The organism is Thalassospira povalilytica (assembly GCF_002844235.1).
Lineage (GTDB): Bacteria > Pseudomonadota > Alphaproteobacteria > Rhodospirillales > Thalassospiraceae > Thalassospira > Thalassospira povalilytica.
Genome location: NZ_PGTS01000002.1, coordinates 703925 through 724397 on the forward strand (window position 1 = coordinate 703925; position 20473 = coordinate 724397).

Annotated in this window: 18 protein-coding genes; all 18 read right to left on the reverse strand. The window is 53.8% G+C overall.

The genetic code is table 11. The annotated features are described in order from the left end of the window. Window positions 1-38: 38 nt before the first annotated feature. Window positions 39-857: a phosphatidate cytidylyltransferase gene (locus CU041_RS07575; protein ID WP_233433037.1), complete on the reverse strand. Its 819-nt coding sequence runs from the start codon at window positions 855-857 to the stop codon at window positions 39-41. Continuing rightward, complete coding sequence (locus tag CU041_RS07580; RefSeq protein WP_101246320.1) at window positions 844-1584, reverse strand: isoprenyl transferase; 741 nt, start codon at window positions 1582-1584, stop codon at window positions 844-846. Before CU041_RS07580 ends, CU041_RS07575 begins: the two co-directional genes overlap by 14 nt. 2 nt (window positions 1585-1586) lie before the next feature. After that, a complete protein-coding gene (gene frr / locus CU041_RS07585; protein ID WP_101246321.1) occupies window positions 1587-2150 on the reverse strand; it encodes a ribosome recycling factor in 564 nt (187 codons plus the stop codon). Window positions 2151-2152: 2 nt separating this feature from the next. Further along, on the reverse strand, window positions 2153-2884 hold the full coding sequence (gene pyrH / locus CU041_RS07590; RefSeq protein WP_068518933.1) for a UMP kinase: 732 nt from the start codon (window positions 2882-2884) through the stop codon (window positions 2153-2155). 166 nt (window positions 2885-3050) lie between these two features. Next, window positions 3051-3974, reverse strand: a complete 924-nt coding sequence (gene tsf, locus CU041_RS07595; protein WP_068518932.1) for a translation elongation factor Ts — start codon at window positions 3972-3974, stop codon at window positions 3051-3053. A gap of 86 nt (window positions 3975-4060) precedes the next feature. Beyond that, window positions 4061-4840 carry a 30S ribosomal protein S2 gene (rpsB, locus tag CU041_RS07600; protein WP_068518931.1) on the reverse strand — a complete coding sequence of 260 codons (780 nt, stop codon included), beginning with the start codon at window positions 4838-4840 and terminating at the stop codon, window positions 4061-4063. Between the two features lie 231 nt (window positions 4841-5071). Continuing rightward, a complete protein-coding gene (gene dnaE, locus CU041_RS07605) occupies window positions 5072-8557 on the reverse strand; it encodes a DNA polymerase III subunit alpha (RefSeq protein WP_068518930.1) in 3486 nt (1161 codons plus the stop codon). A 99-nt stretch (window positions 8558-8656) separates the two neighbouring features. After that, window positions 8657-9391: an ABC transporter ATP-binding protein gene (locus CU041_RS07610; protein ID WP_101246322.1), complete on the reverse strand. Its 735-nt coding sequence runs from the start codon at window positions 9389-9391 to the stop codon at window positions 8657-8659. Beyond that, window positions 9384-10634 (reverse strand): lipoprotein-releasing ABC transporter permease subunit, encoded by a 1251-nt coding sequence (locus CU041_RS07615; protein ID WP_068518928.1) that lies wholly within the window; start codon window positions 10632-10634, stop codon window positions 9384-9386. Before CU041_RS07615 ends, CU041_RS07610 begins: the two co-directional genes overlap by 8 nt. A 114-nt stretch (window positions 10635-10748) precedes the next feature. Next, window positions 10749-12068: a proline--tRNA ligase gene (proS, locus tag CU041_RS07620; RefSeq protein WP_101246323.1), complete on the reverse strand. Its 1320-nt coding sequence runs from the start codon at window positions 12066-12068 to the stop codon at window positions 10749-10751. Window positions 12069-12267: 199 nt separating this feature from the next. Next, a complete protein-coding gene (locus tag CU041_RS07625; protein WP_233433038.1) occupies window positions 12268-12711 on the reverse strand; it encodes a hypothetical protein in 444 nt (147 codons plus the stop codon). A gap of 547 nt (window positions 12712-13258) precedes the next feature. Next, on the reverse strand, window positions 13259-13498 hold the full coding sequence (locus tag CU041_RS07630) for a DUF1467 family protein (protein WP_068518925.1): 240 nt from the start codon (window positions 13496-13498) through the stop codon (window positions 13259-13261). Between the two features lie 95 nt (window positions 13499-13593). Further along, a complete protein-coding gene (gene mce / locus CU041_RS07635) occupies window positions 13594-13998 on the reverse strand; it encodes a methylmalonyl-CoA epimerase (protein ID WP_008891215.1) in 405 nt (134 codons plus the stop codon). Between the two features lie 146 nt (window positions 13999-14144). Next, window positions 14145-15821, reverse strand: a complete 1677-nt coding sequence (locus CU041_RS07640) for a ribonuclease J (RefSeq protein ID WP_170310168.1) — start codon at window positions 15819-15821, stop codon at window positions 14145-14147. An 81-nt stretch (window positions 15822-15902) separates the two neighbouring features. Continuing rightward, entirely contained in the window at window positions 15903-16694 is a 792-nt protein-coding gene (locus CU041_RS07645; protein WP_068518924.1) for a type III pantothenate kinase, read from the reverse strand. A gap of 34 nt (window positions 16695-16728) precedes the next feature. Further along, entirely contained in the window at window positions 16729-17496 is a 768-nt protein-coding gene (locus CU041_RS07650; RefSeq protein ID WP_068518923.1) for a biotin--[acetyl-CoA-carboxylase] ligase, read from the reverse strand. A gap of 2 nt (window positions 17497-17498) precedes the next feature. Further along, window positions 17499-18938 carry an NADH-quinone oxidoreductase subunit NuoN gene (gene nuoN / locus CU041_RS07655; RefSeq protein ID WP_324788949.1) on the reverse strand — a complete coding sequence of 480 codons (1440 nt, stop codon included), beginning with the start codon at window positions 18936-18938 and terminating at the stop codon, window positions 17499-17501. 11 nt (window positions 18939-18949) lie between these two features. Beyond that, entirely contained in the window at window positions 18950-20467 is a 1518-nt protein-coding gene (locus CU041_RS07660) for an NADH-quinone oxidoreductase subunit M (RefSeq protein ID WP_101246325.1), read from the reverse strand. Window positions 20468-20473 lie beyond the last annotated feature (6 nt).

Consider the following 20473-nt stretch of genomic DNA (forward strand, 5'->3'; position numbering starts at 1 on the left):
AAACACCTGTAAAAAAAGCGGTCGCTGGTTCAACCGCCCTATCGCAGCGCAAGCCCTGCGAAACAGATAATAACAAAGGCAACCGGAAATACCGACAGCATCCCGTCAGCGCGATCAAGCAGGCCCCCATGACCCGGGATCAGGTTACTGCTGTCCTTGACTGCGAACCGACGTTTGAGCGCCGATTCACCAAGATCGCCAACCTGTGCGACCACAGCAAGCAACATGCTGACACCAACAATCATCCAATCGATTGCATCGGCACTGAAATAGGTGACAATTGCGCCAATCAAACCCGCACACACCATACCACCAATCAGCCCCGCCCACGTCTTTTTCGGACTGAAACGCGGTGCAAGCTTTGGCCCGCCGATCATCTTTCCAAAAGCGTAGCCCCCCGTATCGGTGGCCCAGACAAGGAAGAACAACCACATGATGGTCAGCAATCCGTCATGATCCTGATTGCGCAACCAAAGTGCCGCCAATGCCGCAAGCGACACATACAGGATACCAAAACCGGCAATGAACCAATTCTTGCCCGACCTGGCAGCGCCAATAATGACGCTGATGGCAAGCGGCATCACGATATATTCTTCCTGGCCGGTCATTTGCATCAACATCGCAACACCAAGTGCTACAGCTGCAACAACCGAAATGCCATTATAGTTTGCCGGCGCGCACATGCGCGACCATTCCCACATCATGCCCGCGCAAAAAGCAAACAGCAGAATATCGAAATATGGTGATCCAAACCACACAGCGGCAACAGCCACCGGGGTCATAACCAGCGCAGAAAGAATGCGCGGTTTCAATCCGGAATTATTATCTTTGAGACGTTCGGTTTCAGATGACTGCACCAAAACGCCGCTCCCGTCCGGCAAAGTTGTCAATGGCTTTTTCCAGATGGTTACGGTCGAAATCCGGCCACAATACGTCTTCGAAAACGAACTCTGTATAGGCGGACTGCCACAAAAGGAAATTGCTGATACGCTGTTCGCCACTGGTCCTGATCAACAAATCAGGATCAGGAATCCCGACTGTGGACAGGTTCTGTTCAATCAGATCTTCGGTAATCGCGTCCGCCGAAATTTCCCCGGATGCGACCTTTTTGGCAATTTCACGCATCGCCTGGGTCAATTCGGCACGCGCGCCATAGCTTAGTGCAATTGTAAGATTAAGCCGCGAATTGCCACTGGTTGCGCTTTCGGCCTTATCAAGCAAAGCACGGATATCATCTGCAAACCGCGACCGGTCACCGATAATCCGGATTTTCACACCATTTTTCTGCAAGGTGGAAAGCTCGCGCTTGATAAACAGGCGCAGCAAGCCCATCAGGTCACTTACTTCACTTTCCGGGCGTTTCCAGTTCTCGGTCGAAAAACCGTACAGCGTCAGATACTCGATACCGAGTTCGACAGATGCCTCGATCGTACGACGCACGGCCTCGACGCCTGCGCGATGCCCCATTGTACGAGGACGCCCGCGGCTACGCGCCCAACGCCCGTTGCCATCCATGATGATGGCAACGTGACGCGGGACAATTTGCGTATCTGACGGTTGGGTTTGCGAAGAAAGCACAGCCATAATCAGACTTGCATGATTTCCTGTTCTTTGTGCGACAGCGCTTCGTCGATCTCGCCGATGACCTTGTCGGTCAGCTTCTGGATCTCTTTTTCTTCGCTGTGCAGCTCGTCTTTGGAAATCTCGCTGTCTTTTTCCCATTTTTTGAGCTGGTCCATACCGTCACGACGGACGTTACGTACGGAAATCTTGGCCTGTTCAGCGTATTTGCCAGCAACTTTGGACAATTCAGCACGACGCTCTTCGTTCAGCGGCGGAATCGGCACGCGCACGAGCGTTCCGTCCGCAGCCGGGTTCAGGCCAAGCCCCGAATCACGAATGGCTTTTTCAACGGATTTGACCATGGTTTTGTCCCATACCTGAACCGAAAGCATACGCGGCTCGGGAACGCTAACAGACGCCACCTGGTTAAGCGGGGTCGGAACGCCATAGGCTTCAACCATGACCGGCTCAAGAAGGCTCACACTGGCACGTCCGGTCCGCAAACCGGTGAATTCCTTGTGCAACACTTCGACAGCCCCTTCCATACGGCGGGACAGGTCCTTTTTTAGGCCAGCAACGTCAGACACGTTCAGTCTCCATTCGAAATAATCGTAAACGTCCCCTTCGCAGTAACAACGTCTGCAAAGGCACCCGGATTATGCAAAGAAAATACGATAACCGGAATATCATTTTCGCGTGCCAAAGAAATAGCCGATGCATCCATCACACGCAAATCTTTGGACAAAACTTCCATATAGGTCAGCTGATCATAGCGTTCCGCAGTCGGGTCCGTTTTCGGGTCTGCGGTATAAACACCGTCAACCTGCGTCCCCTTAAGCAGGGCATCACAGCCCATCTCAACCGCACGCAAAGCCGCAGCGGTATCGGTGGTAAAGAACGGGTTGCCCGTCCCGGCAGCAAAGATGACGACGCGGCCCTTTTCCATGTGACGAACAGCACGACGGCGGATATAGGGTTCGCAAACAGAGGACATCGGGATCGCGGACTGCACACGGGTCTGAACCCCGTGGCGCTCAAGCGCGTTCTGAACCGCAAGCGCATTCATGATGGTCGCAAGCATGCCCATATAGTCGGCGGTTGCGCGTTCCATCCCTTGTGAGGCGCCCTTGACGCCGCGGAAAATATTCCCGCCGCCAATCACCATGCAAACTTCGGCACCCATGTCATGAACGGCTTTGATTTCGCTGGCAATCCGGTCAACCGTTTCAGGATCAATTCCGTATTGCTGTTTCCCTAATAGCCCCTCACCCGAGAGCTTAAGAAGAACGCGGCGAAATTTCAGTTGGCCGTTTTCTGCCATATCTCAATGCCTCTTAAATGCCGATGTAGCGCACTGCCCCGGATCGGGAAATGCAAAATTCAGATATAAAAAGACCGGCGAGTAACAGGGCGGATATGCGCTGCCGACCTCGCCGGTCTGGATCATACACGAAATGATGACGAACGCACCATTCCGATCAGATGTTTTATTTGTTCAGCTGCTCAGCAACTTCTGCAGCAAAGTCTTTTTCTTCGCGCTCGATGCCTTCACCGAGTTCGAAGCGAACAAAGCCCTTCAGGGTGATCGGCTTGCCAGCTTCTTTGGCAGCGTTTTCGATCACGGCTTTGACTTTGCTTTCACCGTCAATAACGAAGGTCTGTTCAACCAGAACGACCTGCTCGTAATATTTACGGATACGACCTTCGATCATCTTTTCGATGATTTCTGCCGGACGGCCGGATTCTTTGGCCTGCTCGGTCAGAACGGCTTTTTCACGCTCGACCAGTTCCGGATCCAGATCATCAACCGTTGCCGATGCCGGGTTGGTTGCTGCAATGTGCATTGCAATCTGTTTGCCCAGGCCTTCGAGAACAGCAGCATCAGCTTCGGATTCCAGAGCAACCAGAACGCCGATCTTGCCGAGGTTTGCAGCAACAGCCGAGTGGATGTAGGACGCAACAACGCCTTTTTCCACCGACAGGCCAGCCGAACGACGCAGGGACATGTTTTCGCCGATGGTGGCGATCATGTGGGTAACCTGCTCTTCGACGTTACGCGACGTACCCGGGAAAGCAGCAGCTTTAAGGGTATCGATGTCGCCATTTGCCGAAACAGCCTGTACTGCGATTTCGCTGACGAATTTCTGGAAGTCTTCGTTACGCGAAACGAAGTCGGTTTCCGAGTTCAGCTCGACAACTGCACCTTTGGTGCCGTCAACAGCAACAGCAACCAGACCTTCGGCAGCAACACGGCCAGCTTTCTTGGCAGCAGCAGCAAGACCTTTGGTACGCAGCCAGTCAACAGCTGCTTCAAGGTTACCATCGGTTTCAGACAGCGCTTTTTTGCAATCCATCATGCCAGCGCCGGTGGTTTCGCGAAGCTCTTTTACGAGAGCAGCGGTAATAGCCATTTTTTAAGCCCCTATTACGCGATCAGGTGAACACCTAACAAAACGGCGGCATGCTAGCCGCCGTTTCATCAGGTACAAAATGAAACTTATGCGGAAGCTTCTTCTGCAGCGTCAGCTGCGGCAGCTGCTTCGGCCGGAACTTCTTCCGCTTCGCCGAGATCTGCGCCAGAAGCAGTCATTTCTTCCTGGATACCGTCCAGAACAGAACCGACGAACAGGTCGCAATACAGCTGGATCGCACGGATCGCATCGTCGTTGCCCGGAACCGGGTACTGGATGTTTGCCGGATCAGAGTTGGAGTCGAGGATTGCAACGACCGGAATGTTCAGGTTCTTGGCATCCTGGATGGCAAGAGATTCTTTGTTGGTGTCGACCACGACGATGATGTCCGGAAGACCACCCATGTCCTTGATACCGCCAAGCGCGCGCTCAAGCTTATCGCGCGAACGGGTCAGGTTCAGGATTTCTTTTTTGGTCAGACCTTCTGCACCAGAAGACAGGATTTCTTCCTGTTCTTTAAGGCGCTTGATTGAGTTGGAAACGGTGTTCCAGTTGGTCAGCATGCCGCCGAGCCAGCGATGGTTCACATAGTACTGGCCGCAACGCTTTGCAGCGTCTGCGATGATCGGGGAAGCCTGACGCTTGGTACCGACGAAAAGAACACGACCACCAGATGCGGTAACGTCACGAACTGCCTGCATCGCGCGATGCAGCATCGGAACGGTTTCCTGCAGGTTCAGAATGTGGATGTCGTTACGTGCACCAAAGATGAATTTTTTCATCTTCGGGTTCCAACGGCGGGTGTGGTGACCAAAGTGGACACCAGCTTCCATGAGCTGGCGCATGGTAAAGGTTGGCAATGCCATAATAGTTCCTACCTTTTTCCGGTTAATACCTCCGCGAAAGGGAATCTCATGCCTCATGCATGAAACACCGGATGGACGAGTTGCCATATGACGGCAGTCGCCGCTCTTTCGCGTGCGATGTTCGGGGCGGGTTTTAATCCCGTCCCGACAAGAATGCAAGCCCTAAAGTACGCATTTCTGCGCGATCCGGGAACCTTTGCCCGACACGCGGACAGTTTCGACGTCAAATCATCAGATTTCTTCGGCGAATTCCACACCCGGAATTGCGCCAATCGCACCGATCAGTGACGGCCCGACCTTGTATTTGTCTTCAAGTTCAATTTCGGCCATGCGACCGTCATCGCAAACAGATGAAAGCGTCACGAGCCCCCGTCCCTTGCCGGCATCGGCAAGAAGCTGGCAAATTTCCGGCACGGGGTCAGGACGATTGAGGCGAATACGGATACCCTCGGCCGCGCCAGCAACAGCCTGTTCAAGATCCTCAACGCGCTGCCCTTGAATGCGCAACTGTCCTTCGCGCATTTCTGCTGCCACAATCAACAGAACGGGCCGCCCCGCATTGATGATTTCCTTATAAGCCGCCCATGCTTCTGCCCAGAAGGCAACCTCGAAGCTTCCGGTCGGGTCCGAGAACATGACAAAGGCAAACTTTGACCCGTTCTTTTTTGAAATCATTTCACGCGCATTGATCAATGTCCCGGCAAGACGAATGGCGCCCTTGTTCTGGGCACGCATGCGCGCGGGCAGCTCCTTGATCGGGGCAATACCGATCCGCTGGATGCTTTTGCCGAATGTATCAAGCGGATGCGCTGACAGATAGAAACCGATTGCGGAAAATTCCTCGGTCAGTTTTTCCATCGGCACCCAGTCACGATCATCAGGCAGGCGGATCTTGTCCTTGCCAAAGCCGCTGCTGTCACCAAACATCGAAATCTGGTCATCATTGCGCGCCTGCATTTCACGCTGCGCAACGGCAATCACCTTATCGACATTTTCAAACATGACCTTGCGGTTGGGCGTCAGACAATCAAGCGCCCCTGCCCGCACAAGGTTTTCAAGCAGACGTTTATTGACAGCACGGCTGTCGATGCGTGATGCGAAATCGGTAATGTCCTTGAACGGACCGTTGGCTTCGCGTTCGGCGACAAGGCTTTCCATCGCCGCATCCCCGACATTTCGAACTGCCGCCAGCGCGTACCGGATTTTGCGAACCCCGTCATGGTTTTCAACCGAAAACGCCACCTGGGAATTATTCACACATGGTGGCAGAATTTCGATCTCAAGCCGTTCGACCTCCTGCTTGAACACCGCCAGTTTTTCGGTGTTATGCATATCGAGCGTCATGAGAGCAGCCATGAACTCGACCGGATAGTTCGCCTTCAGATACGCAGTCTGATACGCCACGAGCGCATAGGCCGCCGCATGAGATTTGTTAAAGCCGTAGGATGCGAACTTTGCGACCTGATCAAAGATATCAGACGCCTGGGCACGATCGACGCCGTTCTTTTCGGAGCCATCTACAAACAGCCCACGCTGTTTTTCCATTTCCTCGGCGATTTTCTTACCCATTGCGCGACGCAACAGGTCAGCACCACCAAGCGAATAACCCGCCATGATCTGGGCAAGCTGCATGACCTGCTCCTGATAGATCATGATGCCATAGGTTTCTTCGAGGATCGGCTGCAACATCGGATGCATATAGTCAGGTTCTTCCTGACCGTGCTTACGCGCGATGTAATGGGGAATGTTATCCATCGGCCCCGGACGATACAGGGCCACAACAGCGATAATGTCTTCTAGGGTATCTGGCTTCAGGCCGCGCAACACGTCCTGCATCCCTTGGGATTCAAGCTGGAACACGCCAACCGTTTCGGCTGCAGACAAAAGCTTGAACGCCGCACGGTCATCAAGCGGAATTGCCCCGATATCAAAGTTTTGCGGGACATCCTTGCGCTGACGCATCAGGTTGACGGCCTCGATAATCACCGTCAGCGTTTTAAGACCCAGGAAGTCGAACTTCACCAAACCGGCATTTTCAACAAACTTCATGTTGAACTGGGTTACCGGCATGTCCGAGCGCGGATCACGATAAAGCGGGACCAGCGCGTCAAGATCGCGGTCACCAATCACAACACCGGCGGCATGGGTCGAGGAGTTACGATAAAGACCTTCGATCTGCATGGCGATCGACAGCAGTCGGTCAATGTCCGGGTCTTCGCGCGCAATACGCCGCAAATCCGGTTCCATATCAATCCCTTCCTTAAGCGGGATCGGTTTGGCCGGATCACCCGGGATCATTTTACAGATTTTATCGACATAACCATACGGGATGCTCAACACACGCCCGACGTCGCGCACGGCTGCCTTTGCCTGCAACTTACCGAATGTGATGATCTGTGCCACACGGTCATGACCGTATTTCTTTTGCACATATTCGATAACTTCGCCGCGCCGGTCCTGACAGAAATCGACGTCAAAGTCGGGCATGGACACACGTTCCGGGTTAAGGAAACGTTCAAACAGCAACGAGAACCGCAAAGGATCAAGGTCGGTAATCAAAAGTGCATAGGCAACCAACGAGCCGGCACCCGAACCACGACCCGGTCCGACCGGAATGTCATGGTCCTTCGCCCACTGGATAAAGTCGGCAACGATCAGGAAGTAGCCCGGGAACCCCATCTGGTTGATGATGCCCAGCTCATAATCCAGACGTTCCCAATACGGTTTGGCGATTTCTTCTTTTTCGGCATCCGACATGTCTTCGGTAAAGACATATTTTTCAAGGCGGCCTTTAAGCCCCTCTTCTGACATGTGGCGCAGTTCGTCGACCTCTGTCCGGCCTTCGCCACAATCAAATGGCGGCAGGATCGGGTCAATTTTTTCGACATGCCAGGAACAGCGTTTGGCGATCAGAAGTGTGTTGTCACAGGCTTCGGGAATATCGGCAAACAGTTCGCGCATTTCTGCTGCGGTTTTAAACCGATGATCGGGCGTCAGTTTCCAGCGATCTTCCTGGCCAACAACCGCCCCCTGCCCGATACAGATGAAGACGTCGTGGGCTTCATACATATCTGCCGACGGAAAGTAGCAGTTATTGGTCGCAACCAGTGGCACATCATGATCATAGGCAAGCTTGATCAGGCCCGGTTCCACCAGGTCTTCCAGTTCCTCGCCATGGCGTTGAAGTTCGATATAAAGCCGGTTGCCAAAAATATCCTTGAGCTGCGCAAGACATTCTTCGGCCTTTTCAACCTGTTCATCGGCCAGCAAGCGGGCCAGCGGACCAGTCGGCCCGCCTGTCAGACAGATGATATGTCCGGAATATTTCCGAATATGGTCATAAAGCGCCTTGGGCTCGCTCCCGGCTTCGGAGGTCATATGGGCGCGTGACACGATTTTCAGAAGATTGAAATAACCTTCCTTGTTCTGGGCAATCAGCACCAGTCGATCGGGCATCGGTTCACGGGCAATTTTGCCAACGGCCGGTTTGTCACCAAACCGCTCAACCCCCATCTGGACACCCAGGATCGGCTGCACGCCGCCGCCACTCAGTGCGCCGGCAAAGTCAAGAGCACCGAACATATTGTCGGTATCGGTCATCGCAACGGCGGGCTGGCCATCGGCTGCACAAAGTTTGGCAAGCTCCTTCGTCGTGATGGCACCTTCGGCAAGCGAATAGTTGGTGTGAACACGAAGATGGACGAAACCGTTTTCCATCGAAGTCTAACCCCGAAAAATAAGACAAAAGGCAGGTAAAGCGCCGCTTTGCAAGAATGCGAAGCGACGCTGGAAAGCAGCTTAAAGAATTTTGACCGATTAGGAAAGTTCAGCCCGGTCAAGTTCGATCAGATGACCGTCGCGCAGGGTCACAACCCGGTCCATCTGGCGCGCCAGTTCCGGGTTATGGGTCGCAATCAGCGACGCCAGACCGGTTTCACGCACCAGTGCCATCAACATGCCAAACACCGTATCGGCAGTATGCGGATCAAGGTTACCGGTTGGTTCATCAGCAAACAGCACATCGGGCACATTGGCCAGCGCACGCGCAATGGCAACACGTTGCTGTTCACCACCTGACAGGCGTGCCGGACGATGATCGGCGCGTTTTTCCAGACCAAGGCACCGCAGAAGTTCGAGACCGCGTTCTTCGGCCTCGGGCTGTTTCAGCCCATTGATCATTTGCGGCATGACCACATTTTCCAAGGCCGAAAATTCCGGCAACAGATGGTGGTACTGATACACAAAGCCGATATGGTTCCGGCGCATTTCAGTCCGCGCAAGGTCTGACAGATCCGTGCTGCGCTTTCCACCAATCGAAACCAGCCCGCCATCGGGTTTTTCCAAAAGTCCGGCAATCTGCAAAAGCGTTGACTTGCCCGCACCTGACGGACCGACAAGTGCAACAATTTCGCCTTGATGGATTTCAAGATCGACCGATTTCAGAATTTCAAGCTGATCCGGCCCCTGATTGAAAATGCGATCAATCTTTTCCAGACGCAGCACGACATTGCGCGAACGCTGTTCAGCAGTGGTTTTGATAAGATCACTCATAACGCAGGGCCTCCACCGGATCGAGGCGTGATGCGCGCCATGCCGGATACACGGTCGCAAGGAACGACAGGCTCAGTGACATGATGCAAACCATTACCACTTCGCCAACATCCATATCTGCCGGAAGCTGCGACAGGAAATAGATCTCGGCGTTAAACAGATCGGTTCCGGTCAGGCTCTGGATGAACTGACGGATATTTTCGATATTCAGACAGAACAGAACACCGATGATCAGGCCACTGATCGTACCCAAGACACCAATTGATGCCCCGGCCAGGAAAAAGACCTTCATGATCGACTGGCGGGTTGCACCCATCGTCCGCAGGATCGCGATATCGCGCCCCTTGTCCTTTACCAGCATCACCATGCCCGAAATGATATTAAAGGCCGCGACCAGAATGATCAGCGTCAGGATCAGGAACATGACATTGCGTTCCACCTGAAGCGCGTTAAAGAATCCGGCATTGGATTGCTGCCAGTTTACAAGGCGCAAACTTTCACCGGAAAGAGTTGTCAGCAACTGGTCCATGGTATCGTCAAGCGCCGATATATCATCAAGCATCACTTCGAAATGCGTGATCTTTTCGGGCAGACGGAAATAGACCTGGGCTGCTGATAGCGGCATGAAGATAAAGCCGCTGTCATATTCATACATGCCGATGTCAAACAGGCCGGCGACCTTGTATGCGCGCACCCGCGGCACGGCACCAAATGCCGTCACATTGCCCTTGGGCGATATCAGATTGACCGTATCGCCAACTCCGACCCCAAGTTTCATGGCAAGACGTGCGCCCATGATCACGGTGTCATCGCCCTTGAAATCATCAAGGGATCCGAAAACGATGTTGTCGGCAATGGTTTTGCGTTTCTTGACGTCTTCGGGGCGCATGCCGCGCACAATTGCACCCGATGCGCGACCATTCTTGGACGCCATAACCTGGCCTTCGACCACCGGCACCGTCATCATGACATTGCCGTTTTCAGCAATCTGCTTTTCGATCTTGGCATAATCACCAATGCCGCCATTGCCCTGGGCATAAACTGAAATATGCCCATTCAGCCCCAAAATACGGCCAAGCAATTCGGCGCGGAAACCGTTCATCACCGACATCACGATAATCAGCGTTGCAACACCAAGCATGATGCCAAGCAACGAAAAGATGGCGATGACGGAAACAAAGCCTTCCTGCCGACGTGGACGCAGGTAGCGGAAGGCCACCATACGTTCGAACGGACTGAACATGGGCAATCTATCCTTGTGGAAGCGGGTCGGGAAACGGTTTGAACAGGTTAAGATATATCCAGAACCGGAAATGGCAACGGGGCAGCAATCGCTGCCCCGCTTGAACAAGGTCTATCAGGCGCTGATCTGGTTCAGAGCCGCTTCGAAAGTGACTTCTGTTTTTTTACCGGTTCTGCGGTTTTTCAATTCGACAACACCGTTTTTAAGGCCCTTCGGACCGATCACGATCTGCCATGGCAGACCGATCAGGTCCATATCGGCAAACTTGCCGCCAGCACGGATATCGCGATCATCATAAAGAACCTCGATACCGGCATTGGTCAGTTTGGCATAGGCATCTTCACAGGCGGCATCGCATTCGTCATCGCCCGTACGCAGGTTGATCAGACCAACCTTGTAGGGTGCAACCGCATCCGGCCAGACGATGCCGTTTTCATCATGCGATGCTTCGATCAGCGCGCCAACCAGACGCGAAACGCCAATACCGTACGACCCCATCATGACCGGTACTTCCTTGCCATCCGGGCCCAGAACAGTCGCGCCCATCGGTTCGGAATATTTGGTGCCAAAATGGAAGATATGACCAACTTCGATACCGCGCGTCGCAATCAGGTCGTCGCCGGAAATCGGGCTGTTGTCCGCATCGTGCTTTTCTTCGGTCGCGGCATAGTCAACCAGCGTACCCTGCACCCAGTTTTCAAGTGCAGTACGGTCATTAAGGTCAACGCCCTTGCCGCTCAGATCTTTGTCCAGCCACTTCTTGTCGCAGAAGACTTCGCTTTCGCCGGTATCGGCAAGAATGATGAATTCGTGGCTCAAATCACCGCCGATCGGCCCGGTATCGGCCACCATCGGGATCGCCTTGACACCCAGACGGGTAAAGGTGCGGCAATAAGCCAGGAACATCTTGTTATAGGCGTGACGCGAACTTTCGTAATCGATATCGAAAGAATAGGCATCTTTCATCAGGAATTCACGACCACGCATCACGCCAAAGCGCGGGCGGATCTCGTCGCGGAATTTCCACTGAATATGATACATCAGTTGCGGCAGCTGCTTGTAGGAGCGGATATCCTTGCGGAAGATATCGGTGATCGCTTCCTCGTTGGTCGGACCAAACAGCATCTTGCGATCATGACGGTCGGTGATACGCAGCATCTCAAGACCGTAATCGTCATAACGACCACTTTCCTGCCACAGCTCGGCCGGCTGAATGGTCGGCATCAGCAATTCGTTGCAACCAACGGCGTCCTGTTCTTCACGAACGATCTGCTCGATCTTTTTGAGAACACGGTAACCAAGCGGCAACCATGAATAAATCCCGGCCGTGAGCTGACGGACCATACCGGCACGCAGCATCAAACGATGAGAAGCAATCTGTGCTTCTGACGGGGTTTCCTTCAGGGTCGGCAGGAAGAACTGGGAAAGACGCATCAATGCCTCGTGATGATCAAATCTGAATATTTGGGTGTTTGAATACCTTGCCCGGAAAATGCGACAGAGCTGCCCGAAACGCAAGCCGGAACTTCGGTTATCTGGTCCCCGCCCAAATAAGGTTCACATGCAATTGAATGCGGACCCTAATTTTCAATGATGGCAAAACTGCGATGACCAAAGTTCCAACATCGTCAGGTTACCGGAAACCCGCCGCACGGCATGCCGCAATCAATTCATCATCATAGGCATTATCGCCCAGCGGCTGGTCATTGAAATACACCCTGCCATTGCGATAGGTGATTTTGCCAACCGATTGCTCGCCGCTCATGCCGCTTGGTACTGCGATGCCACTATATTCAAAGAAATCCAGTGTAACCGGAAATTCGATCTGTTTGGGCAGGGATTTGGTGATGTCGCTGCCCCCGTCCAGATCGGCGCCGACAACCTTGTTGCCGTGAACATCGACGCCGGGTTTGTAGGCAACATCATCATCGGGAACATGCTGTACCAGGGCCTTGCAGGCTGATCGTGACACAATGATTTTGGGCTTTTCGGTTTCCGTACCGGCACCCGCGGGGTCGGCATCGCCCGATACCGGCTCATCCTGTTTGGTTGGCAGCGGGGATTCGGACTGCGCCAATGCCGAACATATCGGCCACGTCACCAACAATGATACGGCAACAGCCGCCAATAGTCTGATTTTATGACCAAAACCACGGCTTAACATAGGTTCGACCAATGGAATATTATGCATCTCTTAGTTTCACCCTATCTGTGTGCACTGCAGCATCGAAACATTTGTGAAGTTTGGTCAAAACAGCTTGCATAAAACTGAAACATGTGGCTTTTTAGTCCTCCGCTTTCGACGCAAGATCGTTGCGGAAGGCGTATCGCAGCCGCTCATAAAATTGCGGGAGGCTTTGTTGCCAATAAGCATACAAGAAGCAGGCGCGACGTCGAATTAAAACCTGTGCCAAGAAGCCCAGGTCTTAGGAGGAAGCATAAAAAGATTACGGGAAAACAGCTATAAAAATAGCATCTTAGCAAGATCCTTGTGATCTTGCTTTTTTTTTGCCCGCCGCTTTGATCCCGGTTCTCCTTGCAGCATAAAATGACAAAACCCCGCAGCATTTCGTGCGGGGTTTTCTGTTGGTGGGCCTGTTTTGGTGGTTTGACCGCACCCGGTATTATTTTGGCGGACGGACTTCGATCATGCCGCTGGTGATAACGAAAACCGCAACCACCCAAAGGATCGCGGAAATCAGGCTGGTTGCCAGCACCTTTTTCCACATATGGGCTTTTTGCGGGGCGCCGCTGTCATGACCCGGTTCAACATTTTCTGCCCGTTTCACACCAAACGGCAGCACCATGAACAGCACCAGCCACCAGATAACGATGTAAACCAGAAGTCCCGAAAACCAGTTCATGAAGATCTCTTTTGATGGTGGTGCGGATAGGACGGGCAGGATGGATGCGCCCTGCCCGATTGGTCGGATGATGTCAAATGATGATTTACGCGGGCTCAGACCTGTTCAAGTTCGACCAGTGTGCCGTTGAAATCCTTGGGATGCAGGAACAGTACCGGCTTGCCATGCGCGCCGATCTTCGGTTCCCCGTCACCCAGCACACGCGCACCACTTGCCTGAAGCTTGTCGCGCGCAGCCAGGATATCGTCGACTTCATAACACACATGATGAATGCCGCCCGACGCGTTCTTTTCCAGAAATCCCTTGATCGGTGAATTGTCCCCCAACGGATATAGCAATTCGATCTTGGTGTTGGGCAATTCGACAAACACAACGGTTACGCCGTGATCGGGTTCGTCCTGTGGCTCTGATACCTTGGCCCCCAGGACATCACGATATTGCGCGATCCCTGCTTCAAGGTCCGGTACGGCAATGGCGACATGGTTCAGCCGTCCAATCATGGTCTTGCTCCTGCGAATATGATCAGCCCGATCACCGACAATCTAGGATAGGCAGACGCCAAAAGACAATTCCCCATTTCGTCGCAAGGGTTATTATCCGCGCGCCCGCCCAATGAACTGTGATCAGGGTCGCATTGATTTGCCCATCAGCCCTTTTCGGTTACCCGCACCAGATGGACTTCGATCAATGGCCGTTTGCCAAGGCGCTGGCGTACCGGACGACGCAATGCCTGACGTACGGCAAGGATAACCGCCGCATCATCAAGGACCTCGTCATCATTAAGCTGATCAATCCGGTTGCCGATTTCCGCCGCAAAATGATCAAGCCGCGTCTGGTCATCGGGTTCATCAAACAGGCTGGGCGCGGTGATCATCGGATCGTTCACCATCTCGCCAAACTGGTTCAGGACCACGGTGACAAACATGACACCGTTCCAGACAATCCGGTTACGGTTGCGGATGGTATCGGCATCACGTTTCAGCAGCCGTCCGCCATCAAGGGCAAGAATTCCCGCATCCGCCACGCCAATCACATGCGCATTGCCCGGTGACAGCTGGATGACCGTACCGTCATGGGGAATGACCTGTTCGGGGATCTGGCATTCCGCCCCCAATGCCGCCTGTTCACACAGATGGCGGGTTTCACCATGCACCGGCACCAGAATTTGCGGGCGGGTCAATTGATACATCCGTGTCAGGTCTTCACGTCCCGGATGGCCAGATACGTGGATCGGCTCATCGCGGGCGGTAATGACCTTGATCCCGCGCCGGATCAAAAGATTCTGGATATAGCCGATGGATTTTTCATTCCCCGGAATTTCGCGGGCGGAAAACACAACCGTATCACCCGGATCAAGTTCCACTGTCGGATGGTCGCCCTTGGCAATCCGTGAAAGGGCCGCGCGCGGTTCGCCCTGCGATCCGGTACAAATCAAAAGCACCTGATCCTTGGGGACTTCCATTGCCTCTTCGTCGGACAAAAGGTTCGGATAGCCGGTAAGGTAACCGACTTCGCGGGCCGCTTCTGTCACGCGATTAAGTGATCGCCCGGCAAGTCCGACGCAACGGCCATTTTCATGCGCGGCTTCGATCACTGACTGCACGCGGGCAACGTTGGTCGCAAAGCAGGCAACCGCAATGCGTCCTTGCGGATGTTCGGCAAACAGGGTCGACAGGTTCTTGGCGACTTCACCTTCCGAACCGGTTTTGCCTTCGGAAAAGACATTGGTTGAATCGCACACCAGCGCCATGACGCCTTCGTCGCCCAGTGCTTCAAGCTTTTTGACGTCGGATGCTTCGCCGATCTGGGGATCGGGATCAAATTTCCAGTCGCCAGTATGAACGATCAATCCCTTGGGCGTGCGGATGGCAAGCGCATTGGGTTCAAGGATCGAATGGGTCATCGTGACAAATTCGATGTCAAAGCAGCCCAGCTTGAACCGGCCGCCAAGTTCGATCACATGGATCGGCACCTGATCGGCGAAATCGGTTTCGGCAAGCTTGGCCTTAAGGAATTCGGCGGCAAACGGCGTTGCATAGATCGGGCATTTCAGCCGCGGCCAAAGATATGGCACAGCCCCAAGGTGATCCTCGTGGGCATGGGTCAGAACAAGACCAAGCAGCTTGTCCTTGCGGTCCTCGATAAAGGACGGGTCGGGCATGACAACATCAACACCCGGAAGCCCTTCCTCGCCAAAGGAAACCCCCATATCAACCATCAGCCACTGGTCATCGTAGCCATAAAGGTTCAGGTTCATGCCAATTTCGCCCGAACCGCCAAGCGGCACGAACAACACTTCGTCTTTTGGCAAATACAAATCCACTGACCGTAATCCTTTATTTTCGACGCTCAGATCAGGGGCGTAAAACATGCCCGCCCCCGGCGCAAACCTGATCAGGTCTGATCAGGCCTGTTTGGCGATCTTGTCGCTGTTGCGACGATAAATCATCAAAAGACCCAACATGGTCAGATCGCCGTGCAAATGTTCAATTTCATCTACAGCCTTTGCAAATAGCGGCGCAAGTCCGCCGGTTGCCACGACTTTGATATAATCAAGATTTTGCTGTTTCCGGATCCTTGCCAACAGGCCTTCAATCATCGAGACATAGCCCCAATAGACACCTGACTGCATGGCTTCGACGGTGTTTTTCCCGACCACATTGCGCGGGGCTTCGATGGCAACCATCGGCAACTGGGCGGCTGCCATATGCAATGCCTTGATCGACAGATTGACCCCCGGGGCAATCACCCCGCCCAGATAATCACCATTGCCATCAACAACGTCAAAGGTCGTGGCTGTCCCGAAATCAAGCACGACCAGCGGCCCGCCAAACAATTGATGGGCGGCAACCGCGTTGACAAGACGGTCGGCACCGACTTCGCTGGGGCGATCCATGATGATCTTCATATCAAGATCAACCGCAGGATCGCCGACCACCATCGGTTCGACACTGAAATAACGGCGACACAGGGTCTTGAGGCTGAATTCCGCAGCCGGAACCACAGTTGCGATGATGGCACCTGTAATCGCATCAACCGGCACATTTGCCAGCGCAAACAGATGATGGAGCCAAACCCCCAATTCATCGGCCGTACGTTCGGTGGTGGTTGAACAGCGCCACTGCCCCTTGATGGTATCACCATCAAAAACAGCAAAGACGATGTTGGTGTTCCCGGCGTCAATCGCAAGCAACATGATGCTTACAGGCCTCCGCTAAATCGCAAGGTAATCATTCAGATCCGGTGGCAAAGAAAACTTCGCCCGCCCCGATACGGTGTTCGGTTCCGTTGTCTTCTCTTAGGACAAGTGAACCATCATCATCAAGTCCGACAAACGTTCCCGAAAGTTCGCGTTCGGTCAATCGTGCCACGACCGGCTGGCCAATCCCGTACCCACGCGACAGCCAGGCTTCCCGAACCGGGCCAAATCCCTTGTCTTCCCAGATTGGAAGCCAATGGGCAATCCGCGCCAGATAGGTCGATACAAGCTCGTCTACCGAAACCGGTGCGCCAAGCGCCGAAAGTGATGTCGCCGGTCGTTCGGCATCATCGGGCGCAAAGGCAACATTCACCCCGGTCCCAATCACCAGATAGTCGGTCGCCGATCCCTGATTGGATGCACTTTCCAGAAGAATACCGCAAATCTTGCGTCCATTGACCATCAGATCGTTTGGCCATTTGCAATCGGGGCGCACCTGATTGCCGGTCACAATTTCGACCGCCTCGGCCATCGAGACCGCAATCAGGAAGGTCAGCCGTGCGGCTTCGGCCAGCGAACAGGTCGGGCGCAACAACAGGGATGAATACAGATTTCCAACCGGCGATGACCATGCACGGCCGCGGCGACCGCGACCGGACGTTTGTGTTCTTGCTAGAACAAGGGCGCCACTCTGGGCGCCCTTGTCTGCGAGGCGCTTGGCCTCGTCATTTGTGCTGTCGATCGCTTCCAGTTCATGAAGGTAGAAACCTTCGGGAAGACGGATCGTCCGCGCTGTCATTCTTACATTCCGAACAGGGATGCCGCAGCAGCCGCTGCGCTGTCCATCAAAAGGTTCGGGAAGAAGACAAAGGCCAGGATGACGATCGTGGCAACAGCCATGATCACATTCATCTCGGTGCCATTGCGATCGAACCCTTCGACCGGCTCGTCGAAATACATGACCTTGATGATGCGCAAATAGTAATACGCACTGACAACCGAGGTCACGAGACCGATAACCGCAAGCGTCACAAGACCGGCATCAACAGCCGCCTTGAAGACATAGAACTTGCCAAAGAAGCCAGCCAGCGGCGGAATACCCGCCATCGAGAACATCAGGATCGCGGTGATAGCAGCCATCAGCGGCTTGGTTTTGGCAAGACCGGCAAGATCGGTGATCTCTTCGGCCATACGGTCGTTACGACGCATGCACAGGATAACGGCAAAGGTGCCCAGGTTCATGACAAGGTAAATGCCAAGATAAACCAGAATACCGGTAACACCATCCTTGGTGCCTGCTGCCAGACCGACAAGCGCAAAACCAACGTGACCGATCGACGAATAGGCCATCAGACGTTTGATGTTTTCCTGACGCAGGGCCGCGAACGAACCGACAGCCATCGACAGGATCGAAATCAGAACGATGATCTGCTGCCAGTCTTCAACAACACCGCCAAACGGGCCGATTGCGACACGGATGAACAATGCAAGACCAGCGATCTTCGGCGCAACCGCAAAGAAGGACGTGACCGGGGTCGGCGCACCTTCATAAACGTCCGGGGTCCACATGTGGAACGGAACAGCGGAAACCTTGAAGCACAGACCGGCAAAGATAAAGGCCATGCCGACCATCGCACCAACCGGCAGATTGCCTGCCGTCAGGATTTCTGCAAGGACGCCGAAATTGGTGGAGCCGGTGAAACCGTACACCATCGACATGCCATACAGCAGAATGCCCGATGCGATCGACCCAAGGATAAAGTATTTCAGGCCAGATTCCGTCGAACGCACGGTGTCACGGCGAATAGCAGCAACGACATAAAGTGCAAGCGATTGAAGTTCGAGACCAAGATACAGCGACAGCATGTCGGTTGCCGATACCATCGCCATCATGCCAAGGGTGGCAAGGGTGATCAGGATCGGGAACTCGAAACGTGCCATATTTTCACGTTCGGCAAAGTTCATCGCCATGATGATGCCGGTTGCAGAACCGATCAGGATCATGACTTTGCAGAACTTGGCAAATGCATCAGCACTGAACTGTCCAAAGAACGCGGTACCGCCCTCGCCCGTCATCACAAGGATGATGGCAACGACCTGAACGGCAACTGCCAGCCAGGAAACAGTACGGAACGCTTTGTCCTTGCCGGCGAAAACCCCAAGCATCAACAGCGCCAAGGCAGAAACTGCCATAAACATTTCGGGCAGTGCGGCCCCGAGGTTGAGCATAGAAACTCCCATGTTCATTCCCCTCAATTCGCGGCCAGCTGGGCGGCATGTGCCGCTGCAGCCTGTGCCGTTTCGACCTGGTTGACGAGGTTTTCAACCGAAACATGCATGATGTCGAGGAAGGAGACCGGATAGACCCCCATCCACAGAACGATGACCACCAGCGGCGCAAAGATCAGCCATTCACGCGGGCTCAGATCGAGGATGGTTTTCAGGTTCTCTTTGGTGAGTGCCCCGAAAATAATCCGGCGATAGAGATACAGCGCATAAGCCGCACCAAGGATCAGACCGGTTGCTGCAAAGAACGCAACCCAGGTGTTGGCTTCGAATGCACCAAGAAGTGCAAGGATTTCGCCAACGAACCCGCCCGTCCCCGGCAGACCGACAGACGCCATGGTGAAGAACATGAAGATCAGTGCGTAGCTCGGCATACGGTGAACAAGACCGCCATAGGCGTCAATTTCACGGGTATGGATGCGGTCATAGACAACACCAACGCAAAGGAAGAGCGCGCCCGAAACCACACCGTGGCTCAGCATCTGGAAGATCGAACCTTCGATACCATGCTGGTTAAAGGTGAATGCACCGATGGTCACGATACCCATGTGGGCGACCGACGAATACGCAATCAGCTTTTTCATGTCCTGCTGAGCCAGTGCGACCAGGGACGTATAGATGATTGCAACAATCGACAGCGTGAAAACAAGCGGCGCGAAGGTTTCAGATGCCAGCGGCATCATCGGCAGCGAGAAACGCAGGAAACCGTAACCACCCATTTTCAGCAACACACCAGCCAGAATAACCGAACCGGCAGTCGGTGCTTCAACGTGGGCATCCGGAAGCCAGGTATGAACCGGCCACATCGGAACCTTGACCGCGAAGGATGCAAAGAATGCCAGCCACAGCCACAGCTGCATATTATAGCTGAACCCGTGCTCCATCAGGGTCGGGATGTCGGTGGTGCCGGCTTCGAAATACATCGCAAGCAGCGCAACCAGCATCAGGACCGAGCCAAGAAGCGTATAAAGGAACAGCTTGAATGCCGCATAGACACGACGCTGACCGCCCCAGACACCGATGATGATGAACATCGGGATCAGGACGCCTTCGAAGAAGAGATAGAACAGCAGACCGTCAAGGGCGCTGAACATACCGACCATCATCGTTTCAAGAACGAGGAAGGCGATCATGTACTCCTTCACGCGCTTCTGGATTGCTTCCCATGCCGAAAGAATACAGATCGGCGTCAGGAAGGTCGCAAGCAGCACAAACAGAACCGAAATTCCGTCAACGCCCATGTGATAGGAAATGTTCAGACCCGGCATCCAGTCCGCCTGCTCGACGAACTGGAATTCTGCGGTCGTTGCATCGAAGTTCACCCACAGCATCAAGGAGACGAGGAAGGTGAACCCCGAGGTCCAAAGCGCAACCCAGCGGGAATTGCGGGCAACAGTCGCCTCATCCCCATTGATGCGGAGCAAGAACAATACCCCAATCAACGGTAAGAAAGTGACTAGAGAAAGAATTGGCACATCACTCATCGCCCG

Bases quoted from the DNA above. Each gene is read 5' to 3' on its own strand.
- CU041_RS07580 (WP_101246320.1), bottom strand. From the start codon at position 1,584: ATGGCTGTGCTTTCTTCGCAAACCCAACCGTCAGATACGCAAATTGTC.
- mce (WP_008891215.1), bottom strand. From the start codon at position 13,998: ATGATTGGACGGCTGAACCATGTCGCCATTGCCGTACCGGACCTTGAA.
- CU041_RS07615 (WP_068518928.1), bottom strand. From the start codon at position 10,634: ATGTTCAGTCCGTTCGAACGTATGGTGGCCTTCCGCTACCTGCGTCCA.
- CU041_RS07650 (WP_068518923.1), bottom strand. From the start codon at position 17,496: ATGACAGCGCGGACGATCCGTCTTCCCGAAGGTTTCTACCTTCATGAA.
- proS (WP_101246323.1), bottom strand. From the start codon at position 12,068: ATGCGTCTTTCCCAGTTCTTCCTGCCGACCCTGAAGGAAACCCCGTCA.
- rpsB (WP_068518931.1), bottom strand. From the start codon at position 4,840: ATGGCATTGCCAACCTTTACCATGCGCCAGCTCATGGAAGCTGGTGTC.
- pyrH (WP_068518933.1), bottom strand. From the start codon at position 2,884: ATGGCAGAAAACGGCCAACTGAAATTTCGCCGCGTTCTTCTTAAGCTC.
- tsf (WP_068518932.1), bottom strand. From the start codon at position 3,974: ATGGCTATTACCGCTGCTCTCGTAAAAGAGCTTCGCGAAACCACCGGC.
- nuoN (WP_324788949.1), bottom strand. From the start codon at position 18,938: ATGGGAGTTTCTATGCTCAACCTCGGGGCCGCACTGCCCGAAATGTTT.
- CU041_RS07610 (WP_101246322.1), bottom strand. From the start codon at position 9,391: ATGAGTGATCTTATCAAAACCACTGCTGAACAGCGTTCGCGCAATGTC.
- CU041_RS07645 (WP_068518924.1), bottom strand. From the start codon at position 16,694: ATGTTGCTTGCGATTGACGCCGGGAACACCAACATCGTCTTTGCTGTT.
- CU041_RS07630 (WP_068518925.1), bottom strand. From the start codon at position 13,498: ATGAACTGGTTTTCGGGACTTCTGGTTTACATCGTTATCTGGTGGCTG.
- dnaE (WP_068518930.1), bottom strand. From the start codon at position 8,557: ATGGAAAACGGTTTCGTCCATCTTCGTGTTCACACCAACTATTCGCTT.
- CU041_RS07660 (WP_101246325.1), bottom strand. From the start codon at position 20,467: ATGAGTGATGTGCCAATTCTTTCTCTAGTCACTTTCTTACCGTTGATT.